Annotated in this window: 2 protein-coding genes (1 of these 2 only partly in view); both read right to left on the reverse strand. The window is 69.1% G+C overall.

The window, feature by feature from the left end; translation table 11 throughout:
- A protein-coding gene (locus IDF66_RS04285) for a non-ribosomal peptide synthase/polyketide synthase (RefSeq protein WP_190265819.1) crosses the window boundary here: on the reverse strand, positions 1-13,833 show its beginning. 39,888 nt of this gene lie to the left of the window's left edge; 13,833 of the gene's 53,721 nt are visible here — the first part of the coding sequence; it begins with the start codon at positions 13,831-13,833; its stop codon lies off the left edge, out of view.
- Positions 13,830-21,950 (reverse strand): non-ribosomal peptide synthetase, encoded by an 8,121-nt coding sequence (locus IDF66_RS04290; protein ID WP_190265820.1) that lies wholly within the window; start codon positions 21,948-21,950, stop codon positions 13,830-13,832. Before IDF66_RS04290 ends, IDF66_RS04285 begins: the two co-directional genes overlap by 4 nt.
- Between the last annotated feature and the right edge of the window lie 388 nt (positions 21,951-22,338).

Here is a 22,338-nt window from a genome sequence, read left to right on the forward strand (position 1 = left end):
GGGATCGTCTGGTGAACCGAGGACCGCGCGCTGCCAGAGTGCGTAGTCGGCGAACTGCAGCGGCAGCGGTGCCCACGTCGGCGCGGCACCGTCGGTCCGGGCGCGGTAGGCCGTGAGCACATCGGCGAGCAGTGGTGTCATCGATTCGCCGTCGGCGGCGATGTGGTGGACGACGAGGGCGAGCACGTGCCGTCGACGGTCGGCCACATCCGTGCCGAGTACCGCACGCACCGGCAGCTCGGCCGCGATGTCGAATCCGGTGGTGACGGCCTCTGTCACGGCGGCGGCGATCTCCGCGTCGGAGCCGTCGAGCTGCTGCCACCGCAACGTGGCCGACAGGTCGGTGGCCGGATGCACGGTCTGCACGGGCGTCCCGTCGACGTCCCCGAACGTGCTGCGCAGCACCTCGTGTCGGCCCAGCACGTCGGTCAGGGCGTGGCGCAGCGCAGCGATGTCGAGGTCGCCGTCGAGGCGCAACACCAGCGGGATGTTGTAGGCAGGCGACTCCGGATCGAAACGGTTGAGGAACCAGATCCGCTGCTGCGAGTACGACAGCGGAAGGTGTTGCGGCCGTGGGATCGAACCCGGCTCGACGGATGCCGGCGTGTCGGTCGCGGCACGGCTCACCACCCGGGCGAGATCTCGCACCGTCGGGTGGTCGAAGACGTCACGGACCCGCACGGTGGCGCCCGTGGTCGCGGCGATCCGCGCCGCGAGTCGGGTCGCCGACAACGAATTGCCGCCGAGATCGAAGAACGATTCGGTCGCACTGACCCGGTCGCGGCCCAACAGGTCGCCGATGATCTCGGCGACCCGGGTCTCGCCGGGGCCGACCGGTGCGACGAACTCGTCGGCCGAGAGGCGGTCCGGGATCGGCAGTGCACGTCGGTCGAGTTTTCCGCTGGTGGTCAGCGGCAGGGCGTCGAGGACGACGATCGCCGACGGCACCATGTACCTCGCGAGCCGCTCGCTCACCGCACTGATGAGTGCGCCCGGGTCGAGTGCGGCCGGGCGGTCCGCCTCCGGCACCACATAGCTCACGAGACGAATGCCGGTGGCATCTCCCCCGACGCCCTGGGTGACCGCCGTGTCGACGCCGGGTTGCGTCGTGAGGACGGCGTCGATCTCGCCGAGCTCGACCCGCTGACCGTTGATCTTCACCTGGAAGTCGGCCCGGCCGACGAACTCCAGCCGATGAGTGCCCGTGTGCGCGTCGGGCATCCAGCGGACGAGGTCGCCGGTGCTGTACATCCGACTGCCCGGTGCACCGAGAGGGTCGGCCACGAAAGCCGACGCCGACAGACCGGGCCGATTCAGGTAACCGAGGGCGAGGGCATCTCCTGCGAGGTAGAGCTCACCGACGGCGCCTGCCGGAACCGGGTGCAGCCGCTCGTCGAGCACCGCCACCGAGAAGCCGCCCACCGGTCGTCCGATGGTGACCGGTTCGCCGGGGACCACCGGGGCCGCTGTCGCCCACACCGTCGTCTCCGACGGTCCGTACAGATTGAACATCTCCCGGCCCGGCGCCCAGGCCTCGACCACGTCGGGTGGACACGCCTCACCTGCCGTGGTGAGGTGACGCAGCGAGGTGACGCCGTGGGGCTCCATCGTCGCGAGCACCTGTGGGGTGATGACCGCATCGGTGACGGCACCGTCGATGATCACCTCGACGAGCGCGGGTCCGGCGAAGACGTCGGCCGGGGAGATCACCAGGGTGACGCCGAGTCCGATGGCCCAGGCCATCTCGAAGAATGCGGCATCGAAGCTCGGGGACGCCACGTGCAGCACCCGGATGTCGGACCCCGTTCCCGAGATTCCCTCCCCCGAGATCGCCCGTTGTGCGGCAAGCAATTCGGCGACGCCTCGATGCGATACGGCAACGGCCTTGGGCTGTCCGGTCGAGCCCGAGGTGTAGATCAGGTACGCGAGATCGTCGAGCCGGACGGAGCGTGTCCGTTCGTCGTCGGCGATCGGTGCGCCCGAGATCGCGTCGAGCCGTGCCTGGGTCGACGGGTGATCGATCGCCATCCAGCGGACCTCGCCGAAACGCTCGTCGAGTCCGGTGTCGCCGGTGGTGAGTGCCACCGCCACACCGGAATCGGTGAGCATGTGAGCGATACGGTCGGCGGGCAGCGTCGGGTCGATCGGCAGGTACGCGGCACCGGTTGCCAGCACCGAGAACACCGCGGTGACGGACTCGACAGACCGAGCGATCGCCACCGCCACCACGTCTCCGGGTCCGATGCCCTCGCCGATGAGCATGCGGCCGAGTCGGTGCGTGCGATCACCGAACTCGTCGTAGGTCACCGACCGGTCGCCGAGGATCAGTGCTGCGCGGTCCCCGGTCACGTCACGAGCAGCGAGGATCTCGGTGATCGTGCGCGGCGATGCGGCCGCGGGCGACGTCATCGGCGCGAGTGCGGCACGTTCGTCGGCCTCGACGAGCTCGATGTCACCGACGGCACCGTCCGGTGCGGCCACGAATCCGGCCAGCAGCGTACGGTACAGACCTGCGATACGAGTGATCTCGCTGTCCGAGAAGGCATTCGGGAGGTACTTGAATGTCAGGTCGATGTCGTCGCCCGACGGTGCGGCGGCGAGGTTGAGCGGATAGTGGGTGGCGTCGGTCAGCGACACCCGCCCGATCTGTAGGCCGGCCGCCGAACTGCCCGCGGTGACCGCATCGGCGTCCACCGGATAGGACTCGTAGACGGTGAGCGTGTCGAACAGCACGCGATGTCCGGCAGCCGACGCGATGTCGGCGAGGCCGACATGCTGGTGATCGAGAAGCCGCGCCTTGGTGGCCTGCAGGGCGGCGAGGCCGTCGCGTACCGGTTGTGCCGCATCGACATCGACGACCACCGGCAACGTGTTGATGAACAGGCCGATCATCGACTCGACGCCGGGCAGTTCCGGCGGCCGGCCGGACACCGTCTCGCCGAAGGTGACCGTGCTGCGTCCGGTCAGCCGGGACAGCAGCACGCCCCAGGCGTATTGGAGGACGGTCGGGACAGTCGTGTCGGTGTCGCGGGCCAACCGTGTCAGTTGCGACGAGAGATCGGTACCTGCGGCGACCGTCTGATCGCGGGGCAGTTCGTCTGCGGTGGCGGTGAATCCGGGCCGTACCAGGGTCGGGCCGTCGACGTCGGCGAGGATCTCGCGCCACGACCTACGTGCCGCGTCGTCGTCCCGCCGGGCGAGCCAGTCGAGAAAATCGCCGTAGTCACGGCCGGCCGTCTCGTCGGTACCCGGAAGTTCGAGGCCACCGTAATGTGCGAACAGTTCGGCCAGCACGAGCGGATTGGACCAGCCGTCGAGCAGCAGATGGTGGTTGGTGACGACGAAGCGGGTCACGCCGTCGGGCAGGTGGATCAGCCGGAATCGCAGCAAGGGCGGCGCGGCCAGGTCGAACGGTGTGACCCGATCGCCCAGAGCCAGTTCGTCGGCGCGGCGTTCGGCGTCGGCGGCGGCGAGTTCGCGGAGGTCGACGGTCGCCCAGTCCGGGTCGACGTGTGGGGGGACAACCGCGAGCGGTGTACCCGACTCGGTCCGCAGGTAACCCGAGCGCAGCACCCGGTGATCACCCAGCAGCCGGCGTGCCGACTCGTGCAGACGATCGCCGTCGACCCGTCCGTGTATGTCGATGACGCCCTGGGTGACGTAGACGTCGAGGCCGGTCGCGTCGTCCGCCGGTTCGTGATCGGCCCGGGCGTGTTCGGACCGTGCCAGTTCGGCCTGGTAGAACAGACCGCGCTGCAGCGGGGTGAGCGACCACAGGTCGGCGTCCGGATACCTGATGGCGAGCCGGTCGATCTCGCGCTGGGTGAGGCCCGTGGCCGCGACGTCCGACGGGCTCAGACCGGGGTCGCCGACCTCGTCGACGTGGGTGGTGATCTCGGCGAGCGCACCGGTGAAGCCTGCGGCCAGCGATGCCACTGCCCCGTCGTCGAGAACCGTTGCCGGCGCGCTGAACTCGACCTCCAGGACACGCCCGTCGGCGGTCGCCACCGTGTTGACGTTGACCGCGAGCTGCGCGAGCGCGGCCATCGCGCCCGAGACGGTACCGGGCAGGCGCGGTGCGTCGGCGACCGGTGCGAAGGCGACGTCGGCGTCGAGGTCGCGAGCGGCACGTGCGGGACCCGAGCCCGCGCCTGAGCCCGCGCCGAGGAAGTTGAACGTGATCGGCGGCAGCGGCCGAGAGGCCAGCGGCGAATCGGATCGGAGGTATCGCAGCGCGCCGAAGGCGATGCCGTCGTCTGGCCGCTCGGCGATGGCTTCCTTGGTGGCCTTCACGAGCGCGACGATGGGCGCGGTCGGATCGATGTCGACGGTCAGGGGCGAGACGCTGGTGAACCAGCCGACGGCCCGGGACAGGTCGGCGGGCGCATCACCGACGTGTTCTTCGCGGCCATGACCCTCGAGCAGGATCGACACCGGGACCGGGCCACCCTGATGGCGGGCCACGGCGAGTCCGAGTGCGGCGAGCATGATGTCGTCGGCCCCGGTCCGGAAGGCGGTGGCGACGCGGCCGAGGACCGCTTCGGCGAGATCGGCCGGCACCCGGAATGTCTGGGATCGGACACCGGACTGCCGGTCCCGCTCTCGGACCGTCGGCGCCCCGAGCAGCGTGGGATGCTGCGGCAGGTGACGTTCCCAGATCGGCAGCTCGGCGGCGCGGGAGGTCGCGAGGCCGTCGAGAACATCTGCCCACCGCCGCATCGATGTGCCGTTGTCCGGCAGTCTGATCGGCTCGCCTGCACTCTGCTGCGACCAGGCGATGGCGAGGTCGGTGATGATGGTGCGCCACGAGACGGCATCGACGGCGAGGTGGTGCACGGCCAGGATCAGGCGGCCCGGATCGTCGCCGTCGCCGCGCACGCCGGTGCAGGCGATCATCTGCGCCGCCGCCGGGTCCAGGCGACCCAGCGCATCGGCATGAGCAGCACGGACGAGTCCGGCATGGTCGGCGGCCCCGGCATGCCGGGCGGCGTCGTGGGCGCTCCACATCGTGAGGGCGTCGGCACCGGAGAACGGCTCACCGGCCCGCATCGACCATCCGTCGGCGGTCCGCGTCAACCGCGCCGACAGGGCGGGGTGGTGGGCGACGACGGCGTCGAGTACGGCGCTCAGCCCGGCCTCGTCGACATGCGACGGCAAGGTGAGGACGACGGCCTGCGAGTAGTCCGCCACATCCGACGGCTCGTCGGCGTGCTCGAGCATCCAGTGGACGGTCGGTGTGATGGTCACATCTCCGACGGCGCCGCCCGGCAGCTCGTGCAGGAGATCGCCGGGCGAGGTCTCGACGGCCCTGGCGAGGCCACGAACTGTCTTGTGTTCGAAGATGTCCCGTGGGCTGAGCGGGAACCCCGCACCGCGCAGCAACGACGAGACCTGGATCGACATGATCGAGTCGCCACCGAGCGCGAAGAAGGATTCGGTCACGCCGATCCGATCGGCGCCGAGCACCCCGGCGACGATCTCCGCGATCCGGCGTTCCGTCTCGGTCCCCGCCTCAACCGCCTCGGTGGATTCGGTCGTCGAGAAGTCCGGCTGTGGCAGGGCACGACGGTCGAGCTTGCCTGCACTGCCCAACGGCAACTCGTCGAGCACCGTCCACACGGTGGGCCGCATGTACTGCGGCAGCGACTCGGCGACGGCCCGCCGCGTCTCGTCGACGTCGACCGTCGACGCCGGGGCCAGGTAGGCGACGAGGTGCTGGGTGCCGCCCGGCCCGGTGACGACGGTCGCCGCCGCATGGACGACTCCCGGCACCCCGGAGAGTACCGATTCGATCTCGCCGAGCTCGACCCGCTGACCACGTAGCTTGACCTGGAAGTCGGTGCGGCCCAGGTATTCCAGCTCGCCCACGGAGTTGACGCGGACGAGATCGCCGGTGCGGTAGAGCCGTCCGCCGGACGCACCGTACGGGTTGGCGACGAATCGGTCGGCGGTGAGGTCGGGTCGGTTCGCATAGCCGCGCGCCACTTGCACACCGCCGAGGTAGAGCTCGCCCGGTACGCCGACCGGCACCACCCGCAGTCGTGCATCGAGCACCAGGGTCTGGGTGTTCCAGGTCGGTCGGCCGATCGGCACCACGTCGCCGACGACGTCGAGGGCCTGATGGGCGACCTCGACGGCGGCCTCGGTCGGGCCGAACAGGTCGTGTAACCCGGCGTGCGGGAACCGATCCCGCGCCGCGGCGGCGACCGAGGGCGACAAGGCCTCGCCGGAGCAGAAGACGTAGCGCAGTCGGGTCAGCTCGGCCAACTGCCGGGCCGGGACCACGTCGAGGAACACCGACAGCATCGACGGGACGAAATGCACCGACGTCACCCGGTGCGCCAGCAGTACGTCGGCGAGGTAGGTCGGGTCGGTGTGCCCGCCGTGGCGTGCGACGAGGAGTCGGGCCCCGGCGATCAGCGGCGCGAAAAGTTCGGGTACCGAGACGTCGAAGGTGTACGGCGTCTTGAGGATCACCGTGTCGTCGGCGCCGAACGGGAAGGTCGCCAACCCCCATCGCAGCCGGTTGAGCACCGAGCGGTGACTGACCGTCACACCCTTCGGCCTGCCGGTGGAACCGGAGGTGAAGATCGTGTAGGCAGCGTGATCGGGATGCAGCGACGAGGTCCGATCGGCGTCGGACACCCGTTGCGCGTCCGGGGCATCGAGGTCGATCGGGTGATCCGCGTCGACCACGACGACGGGCGTCGCGTTGCCGTCGACGGGCGCCGGCCGGACACCCGGAGCGACGAGAAGTACCGTCGCACCAGCGGTGTCGATGATGTACGCGGCGCGTTCGGAAGGCGCCTCGGTGTCGATCGGGACGTACTGACCGCCTGCGGTGACCACCGCGTGGATCGCGATGACCATCTCGACCGACCGCGGAATGCAGATGGCCACCGCCACGTCCGGTCCCACACCGAGCGAGATCAGCGCTCGGGCCAGTATGTTCACCCGGGCGGCGAACTCGGCGTGGTCGAGCACGCGGTCGTCGGACAGCAGCGCCGGGGCGTCCGGGTGGAGCGAAGCGAATCCGCTCAGGGCCTCGGGCAGGACCTGGGCAGGCAGGTCGACGCGCGGCCCGGTGGCGCCTGCGACGCGCCGGGACGCCTCGGCATCGTCGACGAGGGCGAGATCACCGACTGCGGGATCGGCGCCCGTGGTGGCCGCCGTCGCGAACTCGACCAGCAGGCTGCGGAATGCAGCCGCGATGTGCTCCGCTCCGGCATGATCGAAAAGGTCTGTCGCATAGATGATCTTGCCGGTGATCTCGCCCGCTGACGTCTCGGTCATCCCGACCGTGAGGTCGAACTTGGCGGCGTCGGCACCCGGATCCTCGGCGGTGATCTCGAGGTCGCCGACCGCCGTCGGTCCGAGGCCGCTCTGGTCGAGGACGAGCAACACCTGGGCGAGCGGCTCGAACGATTCCGATCGCACCGGGTCCAGCGCCTCGACGACCCGTTCGAACGGAACGTCGGCGTGCGAGAAGGCGTCGAGATCGACGCGGCGTACCTGGCCAAGCAACTCGGCCAGCGACTGGCCGGGGGTCACCTCGGTGCGCATCACCAACGTGTTCACGAACATGCCCACGAGGTCGTCGAGGGCGACGTCGCCTCGGCCGGCGACCGGCGTCGCGACCGCGATGTCCGAGGTTGCCGACAACCGGGCCAACAACACGGCGAGCGCGGCGTGCACCACCATGAACCTCGTGGTGCCATGGGTACGCGCGAGCTGATCGAGACCGTGACCGATGTCCTCGCCGAGTCGGTACTCGACCGTCCCGCTGCGCATCGACGCCACTGCGGGACGTGGGTGATCGGTTGGCAGTTCCAGCACGTCGGGAAGCCCGGCGAGCTGCGTCCGCCAGTGCCCCAGCTGTCGGGAGATCTCCGAATCGGGGTCACGGTCGTCGCCAAGCGCGTCCCGTTGCCAGATCGCGTAGTCGGCGTACTGCACCGGCATAGGCGCCCATTCCGGTGACCGTCCCTGTGCGCGTGCGGTGTACGCGACGGCGAGATCGCGGGCGAGCACCGGACCGGACTCCCCGTCGGCGGAAATGTGGTGGACCACCACGACGAGGAGGTGTTCGTCGGGGCCGACCGCCGCGAGCCGGGCCCGGATGGGCAGTTCACCCGCCACGTCGAAGCCGCGCCACAGGAGTTCACGCGCCTGCGCCTCGTCGCAGATCCCCCAGTCCAACAGCGGGATCGCCGCTGCGACATCGGAGATCTCCTGATGCGGCGTGCCATCGGGGCCGGCCGGATAGGTGGTGCGCAGCACTTCGTGACGCGCCACCACATCCGCGAAGGCATCTCCCATCGCGTCGGCGTCCACCGGGCCGCGCAGCCGGAGCAGCACGGGGATGTTGTAGGCAGGTGATGTCGTGTCGAACTGGTTGATGAACCACATCCGCTGCTGCGCGAACGACAGTGCCGGGGGCTCGGTTCTGAGCCGTGATCCGGCGACCGATGCGAGCGCCGCGATGCCGGTCGGCCGGACCTCGGCGCCCGAGACGAGTTCGGCGAGTTGACGTGCCGTCGGTGCATCGAACAGCGACCGCACGGGTACGTCGGCCCCGAGCGCGTCGGTCACCCGGGCGGCGACGCGGGTCGCCGACAGTGAGTTGCCGCCGAGATCGAAGAAGCTGTCGATCACCGACACCCGGTCGACGCCCAGCACGTCGGCGAACACACCGGCGATCTTCGCCTCGACATCCGACTCCGGGGCCACGTACTCCCCTGCACTGAACTCGGGTTCCGGCAGGGCCCGACGGTCGATCTTGCCCGCCGAGTTGAGCGGGAGGTCGTCGAGGACCATCCAGACCGTGGGACGCATGTACTCGGCCAGCGCCTCCGCCGTCACCGACTTGACCCGGTCCAGGTCGATCGGCTGACCGCTCGCACCCGCCAGGTAGGCCACGAGATGATCTCCGCCTGCCGGCGCGGCGGCCACCGTCGCCGCCGCGTGCACAACGCCGGGCGCCGACGCCAGCACCGACTCGATCTCGCCCAGCTCGATGCGTTGACCCCGCAGCTTGATCTGGAAGTCGGTGCGGCCCAGGTAGTCCAGCGATCCGTCGCGCCGGTGACGTACCAGGTCTCCGGTTCGGTACAACCGCGATCCCGGCGGGCCGAACGGATCGGCCACGAACCGTTCCGCGGTCAGATCCGGACGGGCGGCATAGCCCCGGGCCAGTTGGATCCCGCCCACGTAGAGCTCGCCGGCAGCACCTCTGGGCACGGGGTGCAGTCGAGCGTCGAGCACGTGCGCGGTCGAGTTCCACACCGGGGCACCGATCGGCACGGATCCGAGCGACGGGTCCACATCGTCGATCTGCTGATAGGTGATCTCCACCGCGGCCTCGGTCGGGCCGTAGAGGTTGTAGAACAGCACCTCCGGCAACAACTGCCGCGTCTCGGCCGCCACGGCAGGCGGCAGCGCTTCACCTGTGGTGGACACGATGCGCAGCGAATCGAGCGACCGAATCCGTTCCGGACCGGCGACCTCGAGGAACACCGACAGCATCGACGGGACGAAGTGCACCATGGTCGCCCGGTGCTTCGCGATCTGCTCGGCCACGTGGACCGGATCGAGATGTCGGTCGGCGTCGAGGACCAGCAAACGGGCGCCGACCATCAACGGCGCGAACAACTCGGCCACCGAACAGTCGAAGGTGACCGGCGTCTTCAGCACCACGGTGTCGGACGAGTCGATCGGCAATTCGTCGAGGCCCCACCGCATCCGGTTGACCACGGCGTCGTGCGACACCGTCACGCCCTTCGGCCGTCCGGTCGATCCGGACGTGAAGATCGTGTAGGCCGCGTGGTCCGGGCGCACAGGCGCGCGCCGCTCGTCGTCGCGCACCTGTGTGTCATCGCCGACGACCGGCGAATCACATTCGACGGCAACGATGTCCGCACCGGCCTCGACGACCGCGATCGGCGGGGCACCCGGGCCGACGATGACGACCCCGGCGCCTGCGGTGTCGAGCATGTACCGGACCCGATCCACCGGGGCGGCGACGTCGATCGGCACATATTGCCCGCCGGCCGCGACCACGGCGTGAATGGCCACCACCATCTCCGCCGAGCGCGGGACACACACGCCAACCGCGACATCAGGGCCGACCCCGCGTCGGATGAGATCGCGTGCCAGGACGTTGATCCGGGATGCGAACTCGCCGTAGGTGAGGGTGCGGTCGTCGGACACCAGCGCCGGCAGATCGGGGGTCGTCACGGCCTGGCGGGCCACCGCGTCGGCGATCGTCTCGGTGCGCACCGGCATCATCGCTCCGGCGGAGAGCTCTCGGCGGCGCTCGATGTCGGCCGCGCCCAGAACCTCGAGGTCACCCATCGCACGATCGGGTTCGACGACGACCTGCCGGATGACCCGCTCGAAGATCGCGATGAACCCGGCGACCGTGTCGCGGTCGAAGAGATCGGTCGCGTACTCGATGACACCGGAGAGCATGTGACCGCCACCGCCACCCTCGATCAGCGTGATCGCGAGATCGTGATCGGTCAGGTCGCGGTACTGCTCGACCAATTCCGCTGTGACGCCGGGCAGGTCGAACCGCGCGGTCTGTGCGTCCTGGAGAAGCAGCAACACCTGGAAGATCGGCGAATGTGCGGTGCTGCGGGTCGGCTGCAGCTTGTCGACGACCATGTCGAACGGGATGTCGGCGTTGCCCAGTGCCGCCAGATCCCGGTCGCGGACATCCCCGACCAACTCCCCGAAGCCGCGTGCCGGATCGACGGGGGTACGCAGCACGACCGTGTTCATGAACATGCCGACGAGGTGTTCGAGCGCACGCTCGCCACGACCGGCGTAGGGCGTACCGACGACCACGTCGCGGTCACCGGTCAGGCGGTGCAGCACCAACACCCAGGCGGCGTGCAACACCATGAACAGCGACGCATTGTGCGCGTGCGCGAACTGCCGGATGGCGGCAGACAATTCGTCGTCGATCTCGAACGTCACGGCGTCGGCGTGGTTGCCCTGCACGGGCGGTCGGGGCCGGTCGGTGGGCAACGCGATCAGTTCCGGCGCGCCGTCGAGCTCCCGCTCCCAGAAGTCCAGTTGTTGTGCGGCAAGTGAATCCGGCGCATCGGGTGCACCGAGGACGCGACGCTGCCAGACGGTGTAGTCGGCGTACTGGACGTCGAGTCGCGGTCGGTCGGGGTCGCTCTCGCCTCGGCGGGCGACGTAGGAGGCCACCAGGTCCTGTGCCAGCGGGGTGAGTGACGCGCCGTCGCTGATGACATGGTGGGCGACGAGGACGAAGACGAACTGGTCGTCGGCGGTCTGGAACAGTCGTGCGCGGATCGGCGGCGCCGCCCCGAGGTCGAAACCGACGCCGATCACGCCGGCGAGGGCCGCATCGACAGCGGCCGGGTCGTCGGCCGGGATGCGGATCGCCGGGGTGATCTGGAGATCGGGGCGGTAGCTGCCCTCGCCGAGGACATCCTGTTCGGGCACCCCGTCGGTCGACGGGAAGCGGGTGCGCAGTATCTCGTGCCTGGCGAGGAGGTCGCGGACGGCGCCGTCGAGCGCCGACGGATCGAGATCTCCACCGAACCTGAGCACCAGCGGGATGTTGTAGACGTGGCTGCCCGGGTCGAGGGTGGCCAGGAACCAGATCCGCCGCTGCGCGTACGACAGCGGGATCGGCGACGGCCGCTCGGTCGCGACGAGTTCGGGTCGGTGGACGTGCTTGCGACCGGCCACGCGCTCGGCGAGTTCACGGACCGTCGGTGCTTCGAAGATGTCCCGGACGGACACCACAAGGTCCAGATCGTCCTTGCACCTCGCCGCGATCTGCGCGGCCACCAGGGAGTTGCCACCGATGCCGAACAACGACTCGACGACGCTGATCCGATCGATGTCGAGGACCGCCTCGAACACCGTGGCGATCCGACGTTCCGCCTCGTCGCGCGGCGGCACGTACTCCATCGCGCTCACCGGCGTCGGCACCGGGAGCGCCTTGCGATCGAGCTTCCCGTTGACGTTCAGCGGCAATTGGTCGAGAACCATCACGACGTCGGGAACCATGTAGTCGGGGACCCGCGTCGAGACCGCGGACCGGATCGCGGCGTGATCCAGATCGCCGCCGTCGGCACCGTTGCCGACCACGTAGCCGACCATCTGCTCGGGCTGGTCGTTGCGACGTTTGATCGCGGCCGCCGCGGCGTCGACGCCGGGTACGGCCAGGAGCGCGGCCTCCACCTCACCGAGCTCGATGCGGTATCCCCGGAGTTTCACCTGGGCGTCGCTGCGACCGATGTACTCCATCCCTCCGCCGCGGGAGATCACCACGTCGCCGGTGCGGTACATGCGCGCGCCCGGTTCGAACGGATCTGCGACGAACCGGGTCGCGGTCAGATCGAACCGGCCGAGATATCCGCGGGTCACCTGTCCGCCGGCGATGTAGAGCTCGCCTGCCACGCCCTCGGGCACCCGGGCGAGACGCTGGTCGAGAATGTATGCCCGACTGCTCTCGATCGCCGCACCGATCTCCGACGCGACGGTGTCCGCGACGAAATCGACGGTGAGCTCTCGCCTGGTCACATAGACGGTCGTCTCGGTGGGCCCGTACATGTTGTGCAGCGACGGTCCGGAGTTGCCGTCGGCCTGCAGCCGGTCGTCGTGCCATCGCCGCACCTGACCGAAATCGAGTGCCTCGCCGGCGAAGATCATGTGGCGGATCGACTGTGGGAGAAGATCTCCGGCAGGGGGCCGGACGGCCGCGGCCAGTTGATAGAACGCCGACGGGGTGAGGTGGACGACGGTGATCTGTTCGCGTTCGAGGACCTCGACGAAGTCGGCGGGTGACCGGGTGGTGATGTAGTCGAGCACGACGAGGCGACCACCAAAGCTCAACGACATCCAGATCTCGCCGACCGAGACATCGAAGGCGTATGACTGGAACATCGTCCACACGTCGTCGCACGACAGGTCGTAGGTCTCGCCGACCGACCGCAGCAGGGTGACCACGTCGTCATGGGTGACCACCACGCCCTTGGGTTTGCCCGTCGAGCCGGAGGTGTACATCACGTACGCGGGGTGGGCCCCGTCGATGCGCTGCGGGATGCGATCTACGCCGTGATCGCTGCCGGCGTCGGCGACCGTCGACAGGGACACCTCGAGGACCTGCCAGGTCTCGATGGTCTCGTCGTCGGCGAGTACCAGCAACGGCCCGGCGTCGTCGATGATCGTCTGGAGTCGTTCGAGTGGGTGGGACCGGTCGAGCGGCAGGTAGGCCGCACCCGTCTTGATCACGCCGAGCAACGCGACGATCAGTTCGGCCGATCTCGGCATCGCGACACCGATCAGGACCTCGGGACCGGCGCCGGCTGCGATGAGCCCGGCCGCCAGCCGGTCCGAACGCTCGTCGAGTTCCCGGTACGTCAGCGCAGCGCCGTCGAGGTCGACGACGGCGGTGCGGTCGGCGAATCGGTGAGCAGACGAACGGAACAGACCCGGGAGCGAGCCCCAGTCCGAGGAGCCCGACATCTCGAACGCGATGGAGCGGACGTCGTCGACGACCCGGTGCGCCTCCGCGGCGATCTCGGCGGCGGCCAGCCCGGCCTTCGGGATCAGGCCGGTGACGGTACCCACCACCGCCGACCCGGCGTCGAGCCCGCTCGCGGTGAGCACGCTCGCGGTGGCGGCGACCTGCGCCTGGAGTGCACCGAAGGTGACGGGGCCCGACGCGCCGGTGAAGGCAGTCCGCTCCGGCGCCATGGCGGCCGCCATGGCGATCAGGTGCAGGGTGGATGGCCTGGGGCCCCACCCGGAGGAGAGGTCCCACTGGCCGTGGTCGGGGGCGCTCACGCGCGATCGGCGCCTCTCACGGGGATCTCGCCTCTCACCGGGACAACCGTGCCATCGAGCGTCTGGGCGCCGGGCACCTCCTGATGGCCGACGACCTCGGCCGCCCGAAGCCGTAGTTCTCGGACCACGGAGTCGAGGGCATCAGGACCGGACGTGACCAGGTCCGGGACACTGCTCATCAACGCCATCGTGAGGCCGGCGTTCGAATCGTCGGCGGGGAGCCCGGCCGACATGGCGGTCGTGATCGCATCGAGGTCGCCGAAGGCCATGACGAAACCGTTCCGCTCGACCGCGGTCGCCGTCGGCTCCGCCGCGGCGGCCCGGATGACGAGATCTGCCAGGGTGACCGCGTCCTGCGCGGTGCTGGTGGCGTCGGTGCTGGTGGCGTCATCGGCGAGATCGAGCACAATGTCTCCCACGATACAAGTCGTGTCGTGGGCGACTGCCTCGAGCACCCGGACATACCAGCCGGCGATCCGCTCCACCGTGCTCTCGTCGAAAAGATCGGTTGCGTAGAGCAACTGGGCCTTGATGGCACCGTCGGACGTCTGCCCGGCCGGATCGTTCGGGAAAAGCGTCAGCTGCAGGTCGACCTTGGCCGAGGAGAGCTGCTCGTCCTCCGGCGAGATCCGCAGGCCTTCGAGTTCCAGCGTGGGGAACTCGATGTTCTGAAACGCGAACATGACCTGGAACAACGGGTTGTACGAGGTGGGCGCCACGGGCAGTACGCGTGACACGATCTGGTCGAAGGCCACGTCGGTGTGTGCCATGTCGACGAGATCCTCGTTGCGGACCCGCTCGAGAAGCGTGCCGAACTGCTCGCCGACCGACAGCCGGGTCCGTAGTGCCAGGGTGTTGACGAACATCCCGACCACGTTCTCGAGTGCGGAATCACCGCGGCCCGCGTAGGGCGTGCCGATCACCACGTCGTCGTTGCCGGAGATGCGGCTCAACAGCAGGGCGTAGGCCGCGTGCGTGACCATGAACAGGGTGGTGTTGTTGACGCGCGCCACCGAGTCCAGCGCCCGGACGAGATCTGCGGGCAGATCGAACTCGACGGTGCGCCCCTCGAAGCTCGGGGTGCGCGGCCGCGGGCGGTCGGTCGGGAGATCGATCTGGTCGGGCACGCCCTCGAGTCGGTCTGCCCAGTACTGCAGCTGACGGTCCCCCTCCGTGACATCGTCGTCGCCTGCGGCCGCCAGGCGATCGGCCTGCCACAGGGTGAAGTCCGCGTATTGCACGGGCAGCGGCGCCCAGGCCGGCGCTGCCCCGCCGAGTCGCGCCGCGTACGCGGTCATCAGGTCACGGGCGAGTGGCGCCATCGATGCACCGTCGGCGCTGATGTGATGGACCACGAACACCAGCACGTGCTCGTCGGGACGCACCCGCAGCACCGACATCCGCAGCGGCGCCTTCGACACGATGTCGAATCCCTCGCCGGTGACCCGGGCGATCGCATCGGTCAGGTCCCCTTCCACATCGGTGACACGCAGATCGATGTCGTCGACCATGTCCTCGGCCGGGATGATGATCTGGATCGGCAGGGCGTTGACCATCGGATAGGTCGTCCGGAGCGACTCGTGGCGCCGGACGAGGTCGCCCATCGCCGCCCGCAAGGCATCGGTGTCGAGCTCGCCGGACAGTCGAAGCGCCAGCGCGACATTGTAATTGGCCGCATCCGGGTCGGCGCGATTGAGCAACCAGAGGCCGCGCTGCACACCCGACACCGGGACCATCTCGGCGCGGTTGCGGGCGGTCAGCGGAGGTTCGGACCGCCCGGTCATCGTCGAGGTCAGACGTGCCGCGAACTTCGCCGCGGTGGGCTTCTCGAACAGATCCTTCACCGGAACCCGGCGATCGAAGACCGCCGCGAGGCGCGACACCGCCTTGGTCGCCGACAGCGAGTTCCCGCCGAGTTCGAAGAAGCTGTCGTCGACGCTCACCCGGGAGACGTCGAGGACCTGCGCGAAGACGTCGGCCACCACGGCCTCCATCTCGCTGCGCGGCGCGACGAACTCCTTGGACATCGTGAAATCCACCGGCGGAAGCGACGTCCGGTCGATCTTGCCGACCGGCGTGAGGTCGAAGGACGCCACGACGACCACGGTCTGCGGGACCATGTAGGCGGGCAGGCGCGCCGAGGTGTGCTCGAGGATGTCCGCCGGTGCCGGCGATGCTTCGTCGGCCGCCGTCACGTAGGAGACGAGAACGGTCTCGCCTGCGGGACCGGGCACGCCCAGGCTGAGGGCGTTCGCCACGGCGGGATGCTCCATGAGCACCGCGTCGACCTCGCCCGGCTCGATCCGCTGTCCGCGGATCTTGAGCTGGAAGTCGTTGCGGCCCTGATAGATCAGGTCGCCGTCTGCCGTGCGGACGACCCGGTCGCCGGTGCGGTACATGCGAGCGTTCGGCTCGTGCGGATTCGCCACGAATGCGCCTGCAGTCAGATCGGGACGGCCATGGTAGCCGCGGCCGAGCTGGACACCGGTGAGATACAGCTCGCCCGGCACCCCGACGGGCAACGGCCGCAGACCACGATCCAGCACCAGTGCGCCCACACCGGGCACGGCCGGGCCGATCGTCACCGGGTCGTCGGCGCGCATCGGCCCCGCCGCGGTCGCCCAGATCGTCGCCTCGGTCGGCCCGTACAGGTTGAAGAACCGACGACCGGCACCGACCCACCGACGCATCAGATCCGGCGGGCATGCCTCCCCCACACTGACGACGGTCGACAGGCTCGGGACCCGAGACGGCTCGAGCGTACCGAGAGCCGACGGGGTCATCACCGCATGCGTCACCCCGCCGTCGGCGATGACCTCGTCGAGTTCGGCGCCACCGAAGACACCTGCCGGGCTCAGCACGAGCCGCCCGCCCGAACACAGCGCCATGGCGATCTCGAAGATCGATGCGTCGAAGCTCGGCGACGCGACGTGCAGGACCCGGGCGGCCGGCCCCACGGACAGCGTCCGCCGCTGGTTGGCGACCATGTTCGCGAGTCCGCGATGGGTCACGGCGGCCGCTTTCGGCCGTCCCGTGGAGCCCGATGTGTAGATGAGGTAGGCGAGGTCGTCGAGGCGCGCGGCCGACACGAGCTCGCCGTCGTGAATCCGGTTCCCGCAGTGACCCGCGACCTGCAACTCGATCTGCTCGTCGTCGATCACGAGCCAGTCGACGTCGCCGGGGACGTCGTCGGCGACGTCGCGCACGGTGAGGCCGATGATCGGGGCAGCGTCGACCAGCATGTCGGCGCGTCGCTCCACCGGATGGCGAGGGTCGATGTTGACGAATGCTGCACCGGTCTTCGCGACCGCGACGGTCGCGATCACCGATTGCGCGGACCGACCGATGGTGACAGCGACCACCGACCCCGGTCCGACGCCGCGTGAGATCAGTTCGCGCGCCAGTTGATTGGTGCGGATCTCGAAGACGTCCCAGCTGGTCGTCGAGCCGTCCCCGACCAGTGCGGGCGCAGCCGGGTTCGCCGTGTTCGCGCCGCGCGCCAGGAGCTCCCGCAGCGTCTGCGGCGCGGCACCCGAGGGCGACCGCTCGGACAATGCCGCGACCTCGGCGGGCGGCAGCAGGTCGATCTGGCCGACGGGCGCGTCGGCGTCGGCGACCATCCCCCGCATCATCGTGATCAGCCGATCGCCGATCGCCGAGACCGTCGATGCATCGAAGAGGTCGGTGGCATAGGAGATCTCGATGTCGTAGCGGACGTCGTCGGGCAGCCCGTCCGCAGCATGCTCGGTGACGGAGAAGGCGAGGTCGTACTTCGCGGCGGGCACGCGGGCATCGATCACCTCCGTCGACTCGGCCCAGTGCCGCAGGTCGCCGGACTGATCCGACTGCATCGTCAGGGCGACCTGGAACAGCGGGGTGTGCGACGACGAGCGCTGCGGTGCAACCGCATCGACGACCCTCTCGAACGGGACGTTGGAATGTGCCATGGCCGTGGCCCGTGCCGCGTGCGCGGTCGCGAGCAGATCACTCACCGTGGTCGCGGTGCCGATCGGCGTGCGGAGCACCACCGTGTTGACGAACATCCCGACCAGGTCGGCGGTGAGTTCGTCGTCCCGCCCCGCGACGGCGGTGCCGATCGCGACATCATCGGTGTCGCCGTGGCGCGCGAGTACCGCAGCCAGGGCGCCGTGGATCACGGTGAAGGGGGTGACCGACACCCGTCGCGCGAGCGACCGGATACCCGCCACGAGTTCACCGTCGATCGACACGTCGACGTAATCGCCTGCACCGCCTGCCACCTCGGGTCGCGGACGGTCGGTCGGCAAGGTCAGGAGATCGGGCATGCCGGAGAGTTCGGCCCGCCAGAAGTCGAGTTCTCGGGTCTGGAGTTCACTCGGCCGCTCGACGTCGCCGAGCATGCGCTGCTGCCACAGGGCGAAGTCCGCGTACTGGATGGGCAACGGGGCGAACCGGGGCGGTTCGCCGTCCCGGCGAGAGCGGTAGGCCGTCATCAGATCCCGGATGAGGGGCCCGAGGGAGAAGCCGTCTGCGGCTATGTGGTGGAGGACGACCACCGCCACGTAGCCATCGGAATCGGCGAACAACGCCCAGCGGAAACCGATCTCGTCCACCAGGTCGAAGCCGCGAACCGTCTCGCTCGCGACCGCGTCGTCGAGGGTGCCCTCGACCGCACGCACCTCGACCTCGGCACAGTGCCCGAGGTCGGCGACCGGGACCACCTCCTGCACCGGTTCACCGGCGACAGACGGATAGCGGGTCCGCAGGGCCTCGTGTCGCTCGAGCACGTCGAGCATGCCCTCACGCAGTGCGGCGAGGTCGGCATCGGGTCCCAGACGGATGGCACCCGGCATGTTGTAGGTCGCCGCGGCCGGGTCCATGCGGTTGATGAACCAGAGGCGGGTCTGGGCATGGGACAACGGGATCGTGCTCCCGCGGTCGGCCACCGGACCGAGCGCAGGCAGGTCGGCATCGGCTGCGTCGTCGGCCCGCCGCGCGATCTCGCCGAGGTCGGAGCTGTCGAAGATGTCGGTCAGCCGCAACGACAGTGCGTGCTCCGTGCGCGCCCGCGACACCAGGCGGGCAGCGGTCAGCGAGTCCGCACCGATCGCGAAGATGTTGTCGCGCAGGCTGACCCGATCGGCGCCGACCAGGTCGGCAACGAGACCGGCCAGCGCGATCTCCACCGCCGACTCCGGGGCCTCGAACGGCACGTCATTACTCGACGTCGGTGCGGGCAGCGCCGACCGATCGAGCTTGCCGGAGGCGTTGACCGGGAAGTCGTCGAGGATCACCACCGCCGACGGCACCATGTGCGACGGCAGGTTCTTACGACAGAACGCGAGGACCCGTTGTTCCTCGACCGTTTCCGAGGTCGAACGCAGATAGGCGACGAGCATCGGTGCGGCGCCGTCGTCACTGCGGGCCACCACCACGACGGCGTCCACATGCGGCACATCGGCGAGTACCGCCTCGATCTCTCCGAGCTCGACCCGCTGACCCCGGATCTTGATCTGGAAGTCGGTGCGCCCCAGGTACTCCAGCTCGTGGCGATCGTTCCATCGGACGAGATCGCCGGTGCGGTACATCCGGGTGCCCGCAGGCGCGAACGGGTCCGCGACGAAGCGGTCCGCGGTCAGGTCCGGCCGGCCCGCGTATCCCCGCGCCAGCTGCACCCCTGCCAGATACAGCTCACCGGCCACCCCGATCGGGACCGGTCGGAGGCGAACGTCGAGGACCCGGACGTCGGTGTTGACCACCGGACGGCCGATCGGCACCGGGCCTGCCTGATCGGTCACCCGATGCTCGGTCACGTCGACGGCCGCCTCGGTGGGGCCGTACAGATTGCACAAGTCGACCGAACTCACGGCACCGACCTTGTCGGCGAGGGCCCGGCTCAGTGGTTCACCCGAGGTGAACACCTGACGCACGGTGGGTCCGAACACCGTTCCGGCGCCGGGCATGTCACCCGACGGCGCGGTGCTGCTGCGGTCGCGCTGCGAGAGGATGTCGACATACGCATCGAGCATCGACGGGACGAAATGCAGTGTGGTGACGCCACTGTCCTCGATGAGACGGGCGAGATATTCCGGGTCGCGGTGACCGTCCGGGCGGGCGATGACCATGCGGCCGCCGGTTCGCAACGGCCAGAACAGTTCCCAGACCGAGACGTCGAAGGTGATCGGCGTCTTGTAGAGCACCGCGTCGTCGGGGCCGATCGGATGACCGTCCTGCATCCAGTCCAGGCGGTTGATCGCCGCACGCTGGGTGACCTCGACGCCCTTGGGGACGCCGGTGGAGCCCGAGGTGAAGATGACGTAGGCGCAGGCATCGCCACCGCGACGCGGTGCCACATTCACGGTCCGCGGCGCGGGGCTCCCGTCGTCGAAGCGAGCCCAGGTCAGATACGCGGAATCGATCACGACCTCCGCGCCGACGGCGTCCGCGATCAGCGCACGGCGACGGGCCGGTTGCCCCGGATCCACCGGCACGTATGCGGCGCCGGTCGTGAGCACCGCATAGACGGCACAGACCTGTGCGAGGCCACGCGGCAGCGACACCACCACCCGATCGCCTGCGGCCACCCCGTCGTCGACGAGCCGTCCGGCGAGACCGAGACGAAGCGCATCGAACTCGGCGTAGGTCCACGTCCGGTCCTCGAACTCCACCGCGACCGCATCGGGAGTGAGCGCCACCTGGCGCTCGAAGTCGTCGAGGAGCGTGGTGTCGTCGCCCGGGAGCTCGGCCCGCGGCCCGGCCCCCGTCTCGAAGAGGGTGGCGGCCTCACCGTCGAACAGCAGGTCGACGTCGCCGATCGGGGTGTTCGGCTCTGCCATCAATCGATCCATGAAGATCAGGAACCGCCGCAGATGCCGATCGAGCTCGTCCTGTCGGTACAGCTCCGGATTGCCGTGCAGATCGACGACCAGACGCTCACCCGGTCCGGCCTGGTAGAGGTTGAGCCGGAGATCCTCGAGGATGCCGGAGGTCAGGATCTGATAATCCACCCGGGCACCGGTGAGTTCGATGGGCTTGTCGAACATCATCATGTTGACGATCGGCCCGAACGACGCCGTGTTCGAGTCCGCCATCCCGGCGTCGAGCCGGATCTCCTCGAACCGGTACCGCTGGTGGCGCAGGGCTCCGGTCATCTCCAGCTTCAGTTGGCCGACGAGATCACCGGTGGTGAGACCTGTCACCTCACGGGCGACGATCGGCAGCATGTTGGACAGCATCCCGCCCGCACGCTTGATCCGTGCGGTCGCGCGACCGGTCACCGGCAGGCTCAGTGCCACGTCGTCGGTGCCGCTCATCCTGGCCAGATATGCGGAGAACGCTGCGGTCAGCAGGACTGCGGGCGAACCGCCGATCTGCGCCGCGCGCTCCTCCACCGCCTCCTGCCGAGCCGTGTCGAGCACGCTGCCGGCGATCAGGTTGACCGGATGCAACGGCGCCACGGCGGCGCTGACCGCGAGGCTGACCCGCTCCGGCAGCTCCGCGGCGCGCTCGGTCCAGTGCGCACGGTCCGACTCGTGCCGAGTGCTCTCGGCATACGCCTGATCGTCGTCCACCAGGTCTGCCAGCGATGCGTGCGGCCGATCGGTGCGGGTCCGGCCGTCGACCGCCGCGTTGTAGCGCTCGAGTGTCTCCTGCATGGCCGTGAGTGCCGCGTAGCCGTCGATCACGATGTGATGGGCGCGCAGGTACCAGAGGGCCCGGTCATCGGCGACGCGGATCAGGCTGGTGACCGTGAGCTGATCGGCGACCAGGTCGATCGTGCGCTGGTAGTCGGCGTTCATCCACCGGGTCGCGGCCGCCATCGGGTCCGGGTCGTCGCGCAGATCGACAACCGCGAGGGTGAAGTCGACCGCCGGGTCGACCACCTGCATGGGCACGCCGCCGGACTCGATGATCCGGGTGAACGGCGACTGCAGATCCCACCCCACCTCACGCACCACGCGCGCGAAGAGTTCGATGTCGAGCGGACGGTCGTCGTCGCGGATGTCCAGGTAGTTGGCAACGGTCACCGAGTAATCCGGGGACAGGTTCTCGGCGAACCACATTCCCCGCTGAGCTGCGGTGAGTGCGAGTGGCTGGTACCCCGAGACGTCCGCTACGCGTTCATCTTTCGGGTCCATTCCACTCACTCTCGTCTGGGCGGTGTCGCGATCGGCGCCGACCGGGCCGTCCTCCGATCTCGCGAATCCATGCTGGCGAACATGTCATTAGTGATCGTTACTAAGTACTGCAATACACAGGTATTTCGCGCCGGGACCGTCGACCGTTACACGGCATCTCGCAGATTCCTGACCACGAACCGTAACGAACGACGAGTCGAGGACGGTAATCACCACGTCCTTCTTTCGACCGATCGCGGCATGTCCGCCCAGGTCACGCTTGCCTGCCGGCCCGCCACGAACTGTTCACAACGGGAACTGTAGGAGCCGAACCTGTGGAAAAGCTGTCTGAAGATTGTCAGGTGGCCCCAGATGCACGATTGCGCACCCACACACGACACCGACCACA

It is taken from the genome of Gordonia hankookensis, from assembly GCF_014673215.1.
In the GTDB taxonomy this organism is placed as follows: Bacteria; Actinomycetota; Actinomycetes; order Mycobacteriales; family Mycobacteriaceae; genus Gordonia; species Gordonia hankookensis.